Raw genomic sequence first — 15,704 nt, 5'->3', positions numbered from 1 at the left:
GATCCGGTGCAACGGCAGTTTCTCGAACAAGCCTGGCGCGCCCTGGAACACGCCGGCCTGACCCGCGCGGCGCTTTCCGGCCGACGCGTCGGCGTGTACGCCGGGGCCGCCGGCAGCGGCCACGAACGCAGCGTGGCGCTCACCGGCAAGGCGATGGACGCTTATGTGATGACCGGCAGCCTGCCGTCCATGACCGCCGCCCGGCTGGCCTATTTCCTCGATCTGGACGGTCCGGCGGTGACGCTGGATACGGCGTGCTCGTCCTCGCTGATGGCCGTGCACCTGGCCTGCCGGGCGTTGCTGGACGGCGAGGTGGACCTGGCCGTCGCCGGCGGCGCCAGTCTGTTCGCCGACGAGCAGCCGTTCCAGGCCATGGCCAGCGCCGGCATGGTGTCCCCCGGCGGCGCTTGCCGTCCGTTCGACGATGCGGCCGACGGCATCGTCGTGGCCGAGGCGGCCGCTTGCGTGGTGCTGAAGCCGCTGGCGCGCGCCCTTGGCGACGGCGACCGGGTGGACGCCGTGATACTCGCCAGCGGCGCCAATCAGGACGGGCGCAGCAATGGCATCACCGCGCCCAGCGCCTTGGCCCAAGCCCAGCTGCTGCGTTCGGTATTGCGCAAGGCCGGCGTCTCCGCCGACAGCGTCGATTTGATCGAAACCCACGGCACCGGCACCCGATTGGGCGACCCGATCGAGGCGGCGGCGTTGCGGGAAGTCTACGGCGAACGCCCGCTGGACGCGCCGTTGCGGGTGTCGGCGCTGAAAGGCTGCACCGGCCACGCGTCGGAAGCGGCCGGCATCGGCGGCCTGATCGCCGCCATACAGGCCTTGCGGCACGGCGTGTTTCCGCCCATCGCCGGATTCGCCAAGCTGAACGCCCACCTGGCGGAAGGCCCGGCCGGCGACGGCCGGCTGCTTTTTTCCGCCGGCGCCGCGCCTTGGCCGCAACCCGCCGGCCGGCCGCGCCGGGCGGCAGTGAGTTCTTTCGGCCTGTCCGGCACCAACGTGCAGGTGATCGTGCAGGAGGCCGCCGCCGTGACCGCTGCTGGAGCGGACCCTGGCGCTCTCCCCGCGGGAGCGGGCGAGGGCGAGCCGAACGCGATCGCCTCGTCCCTGCCGTTCCTGCTGTCCGCCGCTGCGCCGCAAGACTTGGCGCGCCGCCGCGCCGACCTGGCCGATTGGCTGGCGGCGCATCCCGACGCGGCGCCGGCCGAGGTGGCCGCCACTTTGCTGTTCCACCGCGAACCCATGGCCTGTCGCTGGGGCGCTTGCGCCGCCTCTTTGGAAGAACTGCGGCGCAAGCTTGCCCAAGACGACGGCGACGCGGGCCATCCGCTGGTAATGCGCTGGCTGGCCGGCGAAACGCCCCAGGCGGATTGGCTGCCCTGCGCACGGAAGCCGCCGCTGGCGCTGCCGGCCTATCCGTTCCGCGGCCCGCGCCTGTGGGGCGGGCGTACCTTGCCGGAGGCCGAGAGCGCCGCTTCCCTGTTGGGCGAAGCCCAGCCTGACGGCGGCTTCCTGCGCGTATTCCGTGGCGACGAGGCGCTGGCGGCGGATCACCAGGTCGGCGGCCAAGCGCTGCTGCACGCTGCCGTGATGCTGGAAATGGCCCTGGAGGCGGCGCAGCCCGCCGCCCTGGCGCAACTCGCCTGGCTCAAGCCGCTGGAAATCGGTGCGGCCACGCCGGTCGCCACCGCCATCGCCGACGATGAATTGACTATCAGCCGGGACGGCGTCGCCCACTTTAGCGCCCGCCTGTCGCGGGACGAGCCGGCGGCGTTGGAGCCGTTGCCGGCGGAAACCCTTTGGCAAAGCCTGCCCGCCGCCGAGGATGGCGGCGAAGCGGCGCCGGCGGGCGTTTATCTGGGGCCGAGTTTTCCGGGGCCGGACCGCATCCGCAGCGACGGCGTCCAGGCGCTGGCGTTTCTGGAAAACGCGCCGGCCCAGGGGTTGGCGGTGGCGCCGGCCTTGCTGGACGCCGCCATCCGTACGGCGGCGGCGGCGGTGGCCGGCGCCGAAGCCGGCGGCCCGGTCTTGCGCTTTCCCGCCCGCCTGGAGCGCTTGCAGCGCTTGGCGGAGCTTCCGCCGCAAGGCTACTGGTTGCACGCCCGCCGCCGCCGGCCAGGAGCGGCGCGCGCGGTGGAAACGGTGGACGTGGTCATCCACGGCCGCACGGGCGAGCCGCTGTTGCGCATGGACGGCTTGGTGTTGGCGTCGGCGCAGCCGGCGGAGAACCTGTCGGCCACCGCCCCCGGCGAACGGGACGCAGCGGCCGAATCCCCCGTCGCCGCGAGCTGGCGCGTCGCCTGGCGGGAGCTGCCCGCCGTCGCCCACGGCCATGCCGCCGACGCCATGCTGGTGGTGGCCGCCGAGGCCGGCGACGCGCTGGCGGATGCCCTGTGCCGGCAATTCCCGGAGGCGCGCCGCTTGGCGTTCGACGCGGATTTTCCGGCGGCCCTGTCGGGGCTGCCGCGCCGCGCCGCCGTTTGGTTCCTGGACGGCGGCGGCGATAACACGCCGGCGTTGCTGCGGCTGTTGCAAGCCCTGGCCAAGCTGAACCTGGACGTCACCTTGCGCATCGTGGCCCGCGGCGCCCTGGCGGTGTTGCCCGGCGAAACGCCGCCGCAGCCGCACGGCGCCGCCGCGCTGGGCCTGGGCAAGGCCGCCGGCCGGGAGTTCCCGGAGTGGCGGGTGCGTTTGTTCGACCTGGAGCCGGCGCGGCCCGCGGACGCTGCGCTGGTGGAACAGCTGCTCGGCGACCCCGGCGACGAACTGGGCGAAGCGGTGGCCCTGCGCGGCGGCCGGCGTTATGCCCAGCGGCTGGAGCCGTTGGGAGGCGCGGGCGACGCGGCGCCGGTGGAACTGCCGGCGGGCGCCCACGTCATTTTCGTCGGCGGCGCCGGCCGCCTGGGGCGCGAAGTTTCCAAGCACTTGGCGCGGAGCCGGGGCGCCCGCGTGAGCGTGATCGGCCGCGCGCCGCTGGACCCGCCGCGGCAGGCCTTGCTGGACGAAATCCGGCGATTGGGCGGCCAGGCCGGTTATCACGCCGCGGACATCGCCGACCGCGCGGCGTTGAATGCCGCTCTGGACGCCGCCCTGGCCGAGTTCGGCCCGGCGGCCTTGTTGATCCAGGCGGCGGTCGACCCGGCTTTCGCCCGCATCGAGCGGGCGGTTCCGGCGGAGTTCGCGGCGGCGCTGGCGCCCAAAGTCGCCGGCCTGGTCAATTTGGCGGACGCCCTGGCGCAACGGGATATCGCCGCGCTGGCGGTTTTTTCCTCCATCGGCGCTTTCGCCGGTTTCCCCGCCAACGACGGCCAAGCCAGCTATTGCGCCGCCTGCACCTTCGAGGCCAGCCACGCCCTGGGCCTGGCGCAGCGTTTGGGCAAGCCGGTTCGGGTGATCCACTGGGGCTTGTGGGACAGCGGCGACTTTCCGCCGGAAGCCTTGGCGCAAATGGGCGCCGCCGGCCTCTACGCCATGTCGCCCGATGCCATCGGCGAAAGCCTGTACGACTTGCTGCGCCAGCCGTTCGCGCGAACGGTGCACGCCCGACTGGCGGCGTCCGCCTGGCTGGACGTGGGCGTAGCGCCGGCGGCGCTGGAGCGCCACGCCGCGCCCCTGGCGGAAGCGGCGCGGCGGGCGATGGAAACCGGCTCCGTGGCGGAAGGGGAGGAGGCCGGCTCGCGGGAGGCGGCGGCGCGGTTGTCCGCGCGCATCGATGCCGGCCTGGCGGCGGTTTTGTCCAGCCGCGGCCTTGCGCCCGGCGCGAGCGTCGGCGCCGAGGACGCGCTGCGTAAGCTGGCGCTGCTGCCGCGCCATCGGCGCCTGGCCGATGCGTTGCTGCACATGGCGCTGCGGCGCGGCCTGCTGCGGCGGGAAAACGGCGAAATCCACCGGGTTTCCCCTGCCGCGCCCAATACGCCCAATACCGGCGGCGCGCCGGTCGATGCCGGAGACGACGCCGGCCTGGGGGCGGCATTGCGTTTGCTGGACCGCTGCCTGGCGGCGCTGCCCCAGGTGCTGGCCGGCGAGCTGCCCGCCACCGAGGTGCTGTTTCCGCAAGGCTCCATGGATTGGGTGGAGCCGATATACCGCGACCAGCCGGTGCTGGCCGATTGCGGCCGGCGGCTGGCGGCGGCGGTGGCCGCAGCGGTGGCCGCGGGCGCCCGCCGCGTGCTGGAAATCGGCGCAGGCACCGGCTCCACCGCGGGGCCGGTGCTGGACGCCCTGCGCGAGGCCGGCCTGGAGGGCCGCTGCCATTATCTCTATACCGATGTTTCTCGGGCTTTCGTGCGGCATGGCCAAACCCGCTTCGGCAACCGCCTGGGCGGCGCTCGGGTGCTGGACATCGCTCGTCCGCCCGGTGAGCAGGGCATGGACACCGGCGTGTGGGACGTGATCGTCGCTTCCAACGTGCTGCACGCCACGCCGGACATGCGCGCCACCCTGGGCCACGTGGCCGAGCTGCTGGCGCCGGGCGGCATCGTGCTGGTCAACGAAATGGTCGAGCCGGACCATTTCGCCACGCTGACGTTCGGTCTGCTGGACGGCTGGTGGGAGGCGGAAGATCCCGAATGCCGGTTGCAGGACGGGCCGATCCTGAGCATCGCCGGTTGGCGGGACATCTTGCGCCGCGCCGGCCTGCGCGGCCGCTGGGCGTACGACAGCGGTGGACGGCCGGAAAGCAGCGTTGGCGGACAAGCGATACTGCTGGCCTACCAATCGGCGGCGCCGGCGGACTCCCGCCGCACCGCGCCGGCGCGGCATTCCGGCGCGGCGCCGGCGAACGAGGCCGGGGCGCCCGCCGCCGCGCCGCCGGCAAGCCGGGCCGCGCTGGAAACGGCGCTGCGCGACATTCTGGCCGCCGTTCTGGACACGCCGGCCGCCACCTTGGAGCGGGATCGGCCGTTTATGGAAATGGGGGTGGACTCGCTGATCGCGCCGCAAATCGCCGAGGAAGTGCTGGCCGCGCTGGGCTGCCCGCTGCGCGTCACCGACATTTACAAACACGGCAATCTGGCCGCCCTGGCGGCGCATTTGCTGGAGGCTTATCCGGAACAGGCGGGCCGGGTCGGGCGCGCCTCCGCCGCATCGGCGGCTGTTCCGCAAGCGCCCGCGCGCCGCCACCCGGCGGACGACGCGCCGCAGGATCGTTGGCCATCCGCACGGCAGGGGGAGGCGTCGCCGGACGCCATCGCCATCATCGGCATGGCCGCCCGCTATGCCGGGGCGCCCGATCTGGACGCCCTTTGGCGCCTGTTGGACGAGGGCCGCCACGCCATCGCCCCGGTGGATCGCTTCGACCTGGAGCCCTGGTTCGATCCGGCCGGCGGGCCGGGCAAGACCTATGCCCGCTGGGGCGGCTTTCTCGAAGACTACGACCGCTTCGACCCCTATTTCTTCAACATCACCCCGGCGGAAGCGGAAGTCATGGACCCGCAGCAGCGGGTATTGATGGAGGAAGCCTGGAAAGCGCTGGAAAGCGCCGGCCTGAGCCCGGAAACCGTGTCCGGCGGCCGCTGCGGCTTGTTCATCGGCGCCTCGGCCAACAATTACCAGTCGGAAGGCGCTCCCGGTCTGCGCACCCTGGGCAGTTCCATGGCGATCCTGTCGGCGCGCATGGCTTACGTGCTGAATTTGCGCGGCCCCACTTTCCCCATCGATACCGGCTGCTCCTCGTCCCTGGTGGCGGTGCACCAGGCTTGCCAGAGCCTGCGTTCCGGCGAATGCGACCTGGCTTTGGCGGGCGGCGTGTCGGTGAATTTGATTTCACCGGATATTTTTCTCTACCTCGCCGACGCCGGCATGGCTTCCCACAGCGGCGCCAGCCGCACTTTCGACGATAACGCGGACGGCTTCGTGCCGGGAGAAGGGGCGGGCGTGGTGGTGCTCAAGCGCTTGGCCGACGCGCTGGCCGACGGCGATCGAATCGACGCGGTGATCGCCGGCTCCGGCATCAACCAGGACGGCCGCACGGCGGGGCTCACCGCGCCGTCGTCCGAGGCGCAGGCCGCGCTGCTGCTGGACGTGTACCGGCGTTACGGATTGGACCCGTCCGAATTCGGCATGGTCGAAGCCCACGGCACCGGCACCCGGCTGGGCGACCCCATCGAGGTGCAGGCGCTCACCGAAGCGTTCCGCCATTACACCGGCCGCAACGGCGGCTGCGCCCTCGGTTCCGTCAAGACCAACATCGGCCACAGCATGGCGGCGGCGGGCATGGCCGGCATCGCCAAGGCGCTGTTGGCGCTGCGCCACCGGCGCATACCGGCGTCGCTGAATTTCGCGGAGCCCAACCGGCACATCGATTTCGCCGACAGCCCGTTTTTCGTTCCCACCCGCTCCATTCCCTGGCCGCAAGGCCGGGCGTTCAAGGCGTGCGTGTCGTCCTTCGGCTTTTCCGGCACCAACGCCCACATCGTGCTGCAGGCGGCGGATGCCGGCGAACCGGCCGCGGCCGATTCGCAAGGCCCTTGGCTGTTCGCCGTTTCCGCCCGCGATGCCGAGGCGCTGAAACGCCGGCTGGGCGACTTGGCCGATTGGCTGCATGCCAACGAAACCGCCGACTTGGCGCGGCTGGCGCAAACCCTGGGCCAAGGCCGCGCCCATTGGCGCTACCGGCGGGCGCTGCTGGCGGAAGATCGGCCGACGTTATTGGCCGCTTTGCGGCAAGCGGCGCAAGACGCGTCGCCCCGGCCGGTCGCCGCCGGCCATATTCCCCATCGGGCCGAGGGGCGGGACTTGGCGCGCTTGGCGCAAGCCTATGAAGCCGGCGACACGCCCGATTGGGGCGCACTGTTCGGTCCCAGGCGCGCGCCGCTGGCGCTGCCGGCCTATCCCTTCGCACGGGAGCGTTTCTGGAGCATGCCGATGGCTAAGGCGGCGAGCGGCGACGGCGCCATCCCCGCCGGGGATTATGCGGTAACGCCGCAGCACCCGCTGCTGGCGGCGCACCGGGTCGGCGGCCAGTGCATCCTGCCCGGCACCCTGGGGCTGGAACTGCTGCGCGGCGACGCCGCCGCCCTGACGGATGTGGCCTGGCTGCGCCCCTTGGCGGAGAAGGACACGCCGGTCCGGTTGCGCGTGGCGGCAGGCACGGACAGCGTCGAATTGGTCAGCGCCGATGGCTGGGCCCTGGCGCGCGGCCGTCGCCAGGCGGAGGGCGCCGTGCCAGAGCCGCCGGCGGATTTTGCCGCCGCCACCCGCTTGGCCGGCGGGGAGTTGTATGCCCGTTTCGAGCGGGCCGGTTTCGTCTACGGCGCACCCTTGCGGGTGGTGGAATGGGTGGAGATCGGCGCGGGCGCGGCCCGCTCCAAGCTGGTTCCCGCCGCCGGCCTGCAACACGACGCGCTGCTTTTGTCCGCGTCCTTGCTGGACGGCGCCTTGCAAACCGCCGCCGCCATCGGCCACGGCGGGGACGCCCGTTTGCCGGACGAGCAGTGGGTGCCGCACCACTTGGCGGCACTGCGCGTGTGGCGCCGGCCGGTCGGCCCGTGCTACGCCCAGGCGCGGCTGGAGGAGAGCGCCGATCCGGACAGCCTGGTGTTTAGCGTGGGCTTGTTCGATGAAAGCGGTGCGCCGCTAGCGGCTTTCGAGGGCATGACGGCGCGCCGCTTGGCGCCCGCCGCCGAGGAGGGGAGGGATGTGGCGCAAGTGCACCTGCCGCTCTGGCGGGTGGAAGCGGCGTTGGCCGGTTTACCGGAACCCGCCGCCATCGCCGTGGCCGGCGGCGACGCCCGGTTGGAGGCCGGCTTGCGCCGGTCCTTCCCGCAAGCGCGGCTGCTGGCGATCAGCGCGGAAGACGGCGCGCCGAACCTGGCGGTCCAACTGGCTGAGCTGCCGGCGCCGCTGCTGGTGGTGCACGCCGGCGCGGAACAGACCGACCCGCTGCCGCCGACGGGCGAGGCGTTGAATTTGGCGCGGGCCCTGCTGCTGGCGGCGCGCCCGGACGGCGCGCGGTTGCTGTCCCTGGCGTTTTGCGCCGTCGATGCGCCGGCCGGGCTCGCGGCGGCCGGCATCGCCGGCCTCTATCGGACGCTGCGTTTGGAAGCGCCGGCCCTGGACGCCCGCGTGCTGCTGGCGGAAGCGGGCGTCGACGCCGCAGCCGCCCTGGCGCGGGAAGCGGTGGCCGAATACGCCGGCGACCCGCTGTTGCGCTACGGCGCCGACGGGCTGCGCCGCGCGGCGGATTGGGCGCGGCCGGCGGTATTGCCGCCGTTGCAGCGCTTGCCCGCCAACGGCGTGGCGCTCATCAGCGGCGGCTTGGGCGGCATCGGCTTGGCGCTGGGCCGACGGCTGGCCGCCGAGGGCGCGAGCCATATCGCCCTGTTGTCCCGCACCCCGCCCGGCGCAGCGGCGCAAGCGGCGATTCGCCATATGGAAAGCCAGGGCGCCAAGGTAATGGCCTTGGCGGCGGACGTGGCCGATGCCGCCGGGCTGGCGGCCGCGCTGGCGGCGGTGCGGGAGAGCCTCGGCCCCATCGGCGCCGTCTACCACTTGGCCGGCGTGCTGCGCGACGGTTTCCTGCTGCGCAATGATGAGGGGGCGCTGGCCGAAGTGTTCGCCGCCAAAGTGCATGGCGCGCGCTTGTTGGACGAGCTGACCCGGCAAGATCCGGTCGAGGCGTTTGTGCTGTTCGGTTCCACCGCGGCGGCGTTCGGCTCCATCGGCCAGGCGGAGTATGCCGCGGCCAATGCCTGCCTGGCCGCCTTCGCCGAATGCCGCGCGGCGCGGGCCGGCAAAACCCTGTGCCTCAACTGGCCGCTGTGGGCCGACGGCGGCATGAGTCCGCCGGCCGAGGCGGTGGCCCATCTGCAAGCCATCGGCATGACGCCGCTGCCGGCGGAATCGGGCTTCGATTTGCTGGCGCGGTCGCTGGCGCTGGATGCGGCTGTGGCGACGCCGCTGTACGGCCGTCCCGGCCTGATCGGCCGCTTGCGCTCCGCTGCCGCTCCGGCTCGGTCCGCCGCCGACGGCGCGCTGCCGGCCGGGACGGGTTTCCAGTACCTGCGCGACCTGCTGGCCGGCATCACCAAGCTGCCCCACGAACGCATCGAGCCGGATACGCCGTTCGAGGACATGGGCATCGATTCCATCGCCATCATGAAGCTGAACCGGCAAATGGAAGAGGACCTGGGGCCGGTGGCGAAGACCTTGTTTTTCGAGTACCGCACGCCCAACGCCCTGGCGGCCCACTTGGCGCGCATCAAATCGCACGAACTCGGCCGACGCTCTCCCAGTGACAGCGGCAACGCCGCCCCGGCCGCGCCGCATTCGTCGACGGCGAGCGCCGCCGAACGCGCCGTTCCCACGGAGTCCGGGGGAGCGGCGGACGCCATCGCCATCGTCGGCATGGCCGGCCTGTACCCCATGGCCGAAGACCTGGATGCGTTCTGGAACAATTTGCGCGAGGGCCGCGACTGCGTGCGGGAAATTCCGCCCCAGCGCTGGCCGCTGGAAGGGTTCTACGACCCGGACCGCGACCGGCCGGACACCGCCCATTGCAAATGGGGCGGCTTCATCGAGGACGCCGATTGCTTCGACGCGCGGTTTTTCGGCATCGCCCCCTTGGAGGCGGAAACCCTCGACCCGCAGGCGCGCAAATTCCTGGAAGTGTGCTGGAACGCCTTGGAAGACGCCGGTCTCGATCCCGACCGCATGTTCGACGGCCTGCCGGAGCGGGAACGGGCGCGGCGCGCCTGCGGCGTGTTCGTCGGCGTGATGTACGGCGACTACCAATTGTTCGGCCCGGAAGAAGCACAAAAAGGCAATTTGATCGGCCCCAACGCCGATTACTGGAACATCGCCAACCGCGTGTCCGCGTTCCTCGACCTGCACGGGCCGAGCCTGGCGGTGGACACCGCCTGCTCCTCGTCGCTGTCGGCCATCCACCTGGCCTGCCAGTCCATCCGCGGCGGCGACTGCGACATGGCGCTGGTCGGCGGCGTCAACCTGTGCCTGCATCCGCGCCGGCACTGGATCCTCAGCAAGGCGGGCATGGCGGCCTCGGACGGCCGTTGCCGCAGCTTCGGCGCCGGCGGCGACGGCTACGTGCCCGGCGAAGGCATCGGCGCGCTGGTGCTCAAGCCCTTGGCGCGGGCTCGCGCCGACGGCGACCGCGTCCTCGGCGTGATCCTCGGCAGCGCCCTCAATCACGGCGGCCGCACCAGCGGCTACACGGTGCCCAATCCGGTGGCGCAGGGCGATGCGGTGTCCATGGCTCTGGCCCGCGCCGGCGTCGATCCGGCCAGCCTGTCCTACATCGAAGCCCACGGCACCGGCACGCCCCTGGGCGATCCCATCGAAATCCGCGGCCTGGCCCGCGCTTTCGAGCAAGCCATGCCGGAAAACTGCGCCATCGGCTCGGTGAAATCCAATATCGGCCACCTGGAGTCGGCGGCGGGCATCGCCGGCCTGACCAAGGTGCTGCTGCAAATGCGCGAACGGCAACTGGTTCCCAGCCTGCACGCCGAATCGCCGAATCCGGGCCTCGATCTGGCCGGCACGGGCTTCCGCATCGTCACGCGGGGCGAACCCTGGCATAGCCCGCAGGGCGCTCCCTTGCGCGCCGGCATCAGTTCCTTCGGCGCCGGCGGGGCCAACGCCCACGTCATCCTCGAAGCCGGCGATGCGCCTGCAGATGAGGTGGCCGCCGACGCGCCGGAAAGCCGGGTTTTGCTGTTGTCGGCCCACGACCAGGAAGCCTTGCGCCGCCGCGCCCGGCAACTGGCCGAATTCTTGTTGTCGGCCGCCGGCCGCCGCCTATCCTTGCGCGACATCGCCCACACCTTGGCCGCCGGCCGCAAGCCGCTGGCCTGGCGTTTGGCCGTGCTGGGCGACGGCCGCGAAGAACTGGCCGCCGCCTTGCGCGGTTTCGCCGACGGCGCCGCCGGTGTGGCGGGCGTATACAGCGGCATGGCGGCCAAGCGCGCCGCTCCGGCCAGCGCCGCCACCGACCCGGCGGCGCTGGCCGAGGCCTGGGCGCAAGGCGCCGCGCCCCCCGTCATGCCGGGCCGGCGGGTAGGGTTGCCCGGCTATCCGTTCGCCAAGCGGCGTTTGTGGGTGAAGATAGCGCCGGCCGCGAACGATGCGGTTCGCGCCTTGCCGCACCCTGCGTCGCACCGTTTCGCCAGCGGCCAACCACCCTTGGCCGACCACAAAATCGGCGGACGCCGCCTGCTGCCGGGCGCCACCTCGCTGTGGCTGGCGCTGCAAGCGGCCGGTACGCCCTTGCGCGACGTCGCCTGGCCGGTGCCGGGCATCGCGCCGGCCGACGGCGAACTGGAGGTGCGGGTCGAACGGGACGGCGAGCGTGTCGCCGTGCGCGCAGCCGACGGCGCTTGCTTGCTGCAAGCCCGCGCCGCTTCCGCCGCAAGCCCGGCGTCCCCGCCGCCGAATATCGAGACCCTGGCCGCCGCCTGCCCGGAAACGCTGGACGGCCCGGCCGTCTATGCGGCCTTGGCCCTGGCCGGGGCCGAGTACGGCCCGTCCCTGCGGGGGCTGCGGGAGGTGCGGCGCGGCGACGGTGTCTGCCTGGCTAGCCTCGAGCCGGGCATGACGCCGGACGCGGTGCTGGACGCGGCTTTCCAGCTTTGCTTCGCCCTGATTCCCGACCGCCTGGCCGGCGCGGCCCTGCTGCCGGCCGGCATCGGCGGCATCGCCGTTGCCGGCGCGCTGGAAAGCGCGAGCCGCCTGGCGGCGCGGCGCTGCGACGGCGGGAACGGCCAGGGTATCGCGGTGGATTTCCACCTGTTGGACGACGACGGCGCGGCGGTGGCCTGGATCGAGGATTTCCGCGCCACCGCGCCGGGCCAGTCGGCCGACTCGGCCGATGAGCCGCCTTTGCGTGTGTTGCGGCCGGAATGGACTCCCATCGCCGCGCCGCTCGATGATTGGACGCCACGCCGCGCCTGGGTGCTGGCGGAGCGGCCGGGCGATGCGGTGGCCCAGTCCCTGGCGACCGCCTGGGGCGCGGCCAGCGGCGATTTGGCGCAGGTGCCGGCCGGCACGCCGGACGCGGTGGCCATCGTGCTGGGCGGGACGCCCGGCGATTTGCCGGGCGAGGCGCTGCGCACCGGCTATTTGCTGGAAAGCCTGCTGCAACTGCTGCGCGGCTGGGCCGCCGCCGAACGGCCGCCAGCCGTTTTGCTGCTGACCCGCGAGGCGCACGCCGGGTCGGGCGCCGGCGGTGCCGCGGCAGCCGCCTTCCTGCGCTCCGCCGCCAGGGAGCGCAGCGACTGGCGCGCCGTCGCCTTGGACTTGCCCGCCGCCGTTTGGGAAGAGGCGGCCCAGGGCCGGCCGCTGCCGGCGGCTGTATTGCACGGCCTGCCGCGCGAGGCCGGCGGCGAGGCCGTGCCGCCGGAACGCCTGTGGCGCGACGGCTTGCTGATGCAGCGGGTGCTGGCGCCGCTGGAATTGCCGCCGGCCGCGTCGCCCTGGCGCGACGGCGACGTGCTGCTGGTCGCCGGTTCCGGCGGACTGGGCGGCTTGCTGGCGCGCCACGCCGCCGCGCGCGCCCGCGTGTCCGTGGCCTTCGTCGGCCGCGCTCCCCAGCCCAATCCGGCCACCGAGCAAGCGCTGCAGGCATTGCGGGCGCAAGGCCGGCCCGCCTGCTATCTGCAAGCGGACCTGGCCGACGCGGCGGCGGTTTCGTCGGCCGTGGCGCAAGCCGAGGCCCAATTGGGTCCCATCGCCTGGCTGGCCCATACCGCCCTGGTGATGGGCGACGCGCCGCTGGCCGAACTCACCCCGGACACCCTGCTGCGCGTGCTGGCGCCGAAAAGCGTCGGACTGGCCAATCTGGCGGCGGCCTGCCGGCCCGCGCGCGGCCTGCTGCTGTTTTCCTCCAGCAACGCCCTCACCGCCAATCCGGGCCAGGCGGCGTATGCCGCCGCCAGCGCCTTCGTCGATGCGGCGGCGCAGGGCCTGCCGTATCCGGTGCACGTGTTCGACTGGGGCTACTGGGGCGAAACGGGTGCGGTGGCCGATGCCGCCCACCAGGCCCATCTGGCCCGCCTCGGCGTGCTGCCGATCCGCGACCAGGAAGGGCTGGAGGCCCTGGAGCGGGTGGTCGTTGCGGGACTGCCGCGCGCCGCCGTGCTGCGGGTGGCCGAGCGGTTGTTGAGCCCCATGGGCATCGACACCGGCCGTGCCGTGCAATGGCGCGCCGACGCGCCGAAGCAGTTGGCCGAATCCGCCCGCCAAGCCGCCACGGCGGTGCAGCAGGCCGCGGAGCGTTTTGCCGATCCCGACCTGGACAGCCTCAACGCTTATGCGGCCCGGCGTTTGTGGCAGGCGCTGGACGAACTGGGCGTGCCTTTGGCCGCCGGCAGCGCGCTGGACGGCGCGGCGTTGGCGGACAAGCTGGGCGCCAACGCCGACTACCGGCCGCTGATGGCGGCGCTGGCGGAATTGCTGCAGCGGGCCGGCCTGCTGGACGGGGCGGGGCGGTCCAAGGGCGCGGCGGTGGGTGACGTGGCGGCCGAACGCGCCCGCTTGGAGCGGGACGCGCCGGCCGCCGCGCCCACTCTGGCCCTGCTGGAAACCTGCATGGGCGCTTTGGGCGACGTGGTGGCGGGACGCCGCGACGCGGCTTCGGTGCTGTTCCAGGGCGGCGACGCGGCGGCGGTGGCGGCCCTCTACCAGGGCAATCCGGTGGTGGACCACTTCCAGAAGCTGGCGGCCGCCGCCGTGGCCGGCGCGGTGCGCGCCCTGCCGGAGCGTTCCGCGCAAAATCCCGTGCGCATCCTGGAGGTGGGCGCCGGCACCGGCGGCACCAGCGGCTTCGTGTTGGACGCGCTGGCCGAACTGGACGGCTGGCACTACCGCCTCACCGACCTTAGCGCCGGCTTGGCGGCGGCCACCGCCGAGCGTCTCGACCCGCAGCGCCTGCGTTTGGAATCGGGGCGCTTGGACGTGACCCTGCCGCTGGGGCCGCAGGGCGTGGCACCGGGCAGCGTCGACGTGCTGGTGGCGGCCAACGTGCTGCACGCCACGCCGGATTTGCTGGAGGTGCTGGCCAATCTGAAGGAAGCCCTGGCCCCCGGCGGCTTGCTGGTGCTCAACGAGGCCACCAGCCGCCAAGACGTCAACACGCTCACCTTCGGCCTGACGCCGGGCTGGTGGGCGTTCCGCGACGCCGAACGGCGCTGCCCGCACGGCCCGCTGCTGGACCCGGCGCGCTGGAACCAGGCGCTGGCGGAGGCGGGCTTCAGCGTCGCCGCCGGTTTCGGTCTGCCGCTGGCTAGGGGCGGCGAGCATCCGTTGCAGAGCGTCATCGCCGCCGTCGCCGACGGCTTCGCCCCGGCTCCGGGTCGCCGCGCCCGGCCCGCGCCGGCCGTTTCCCGCGCCGCGCCGCCGTCGTCGCCAGCCGCCGTCGCGGCCGATCTGTCCGAACTGGAGCAGTCGTTGCGCCGCCTGATCGCCGAAACGCTGCGCTTGGAAGCGGACGAATTGGGCGTCGACGACAGTTTCGCCGACCACGGCGCCGATTCCATCCTCAGCGTGGAACTGGTGCGCCGCCTCAACGCCGCCTACGCCATCGATTTGAAGAGCACCGCGCTGTTCAATTATTCGACCGTGCGCGAGTTGGCCGGCTACATGGCGCGGGAACACGGCGTCGCCGCCGCGCCACCGACGAGCGGGAGCGATGGCGGCAAGCGGCGCGCCAAGCGCTTGCTGGAAGTCATCAACCGCCGCCGCGAAGCCGCGCCGGTCAACCGGGAAGCCGAATTCTGGAGTCGCCAGGGCGGCGACGTCCCGGCGGAAACGGCGTCCGCGCCGGTTACGGCCGACCTGGATGAGGTATTGTCGCGCTTGGAACGCGGAGAAATCAGCGTTGCCGAAGCCTTGGAGTTGAATTATGCCGATGAATGAACGGGATCGTCCTTTCGCCGCCACCTTCGCCCCCGGGCTGTTCGCCGGGCGCACCGTGCTGATCACCGGGGGAGGCGGCACCATCAACCGCGGCATCGGCCGCGGATTCGCCAGCCTGGGCGCGCAAGTGGCGCTGTTGGGCCGCACCGCCGCCACCCTGGAGGACGCCGCGCGGGAGCTTGCCGCCTATGGCGGGCGGGTGTTGCCGCTGGTGGCCGATGTGGAGCGCATCGACACCTTGGAAGCCGCCTGCCGCCGCTGCGAGGAGGAGCTTGGCCCCATCGACGTGTTGGTGTTGGGCGCCGCGGCGAATTTTCCGGCCCCCGCCGAGCAGATGAGCGCGTCGGGCTTTTCCAAGGTGATCGACGTGGATCTGAAAGGCTCGTTCAACGCCGCCCGCGCCGCTTTTTCCCAATTGAAGAGAACCCGCGGCTCGATCATTTTCGTCTCGGCCACCAATTCGCTGATGCCTTTCGCTTTCCAATGCCACGTGGGCGCCGCCAAGGCCGGCATGGACAGCCTGATGCGCGGCCTGGCGCTGGAATGGGGCCCGCACGGCATCCGCTGCAACAGCGTATTGCCGGGCCCCATCGAGGAAACCGAAGGCCTGGGCCGGCTGCTGACCCAGGAAGACGTGGAAACCCTGCGCGATTACGTGCCCATCGGCCGCTTCGGCACGGTGGAGGACGTGGCGGCGGTGGCGCTGTTCCTCGCTTCGCCGGCGGCTTCGCTGCTCACCGGCGTGGCGTTGATCGCCGACGGCGGCCAGGCGTTTTCCGGCTCGGCGATGGTGGCGGAAGTGATGGCGAATCCCTAACGGGCGGGGGGAT

Annotated in this window: 2 protein-coding genes (1 of these 2 cut by a window edge); both read left to right on the top strand. The window is 72.6% G+C overall.

All coding sequences use genetic code 11. The features are described from left to right. Positions 1 to 14,874, top strand: the 3' portion of a protein-coding gene (locus tag K5607_RS09765; protein WP_221046900.1) for an SDR family NAD(P)-dependent oxidoreductase. 744 nt of this gene lie to the left of the window's left edge; 14,874 of the gene's 15,618 nt are visible here — the last part of the coding sequence; its start codon lies off the left edge, out of view; its stop codon occupies positions 14,872 to 14,874. Beyond that, on the top strand, positions 14,861 to 15,691 hold the full coding sequence (locus K5607_RS09760) for an SDR family oxidoreductase (protein WP_221046899.1): 831 nt from the start codon (positions 14,861 to 14,863) through the stop codon (positions 15,689 to 15,691). Before K5607_RS09765 ends, K5607_RS09760 begins: the two co-directional genes overlap by 14 nt. Positions 15,692 to 15,704 lie beyond the last annotated feature (13 nt).

The sequence above is a fragment of the Methylogaea oryzae genome (genome assembly GCF_019669985.1).
Taxonomy (GTDB): domain Bacteria; phylum Pseudomonadota; class Gammaproteobacteria; order Methylococcales; family Methylococcaceae; genus Methylogaea; species Methylogaea oryzae.
Note: the sequence above shows the minus strand (reverse complement) of the source record. Positions and strands in the feature narration are given on the sequence as shown.

What these genes read in the sequence shown, in the direction of transcription:
- K5607_RS09760 (WP_221046899.1), top strand. Translation starts at nt 14,861, where the DNA reads ATGCCGATGAATGAACGGGATCGTCCTTTCGCCGCCACCTTCGCCCCC.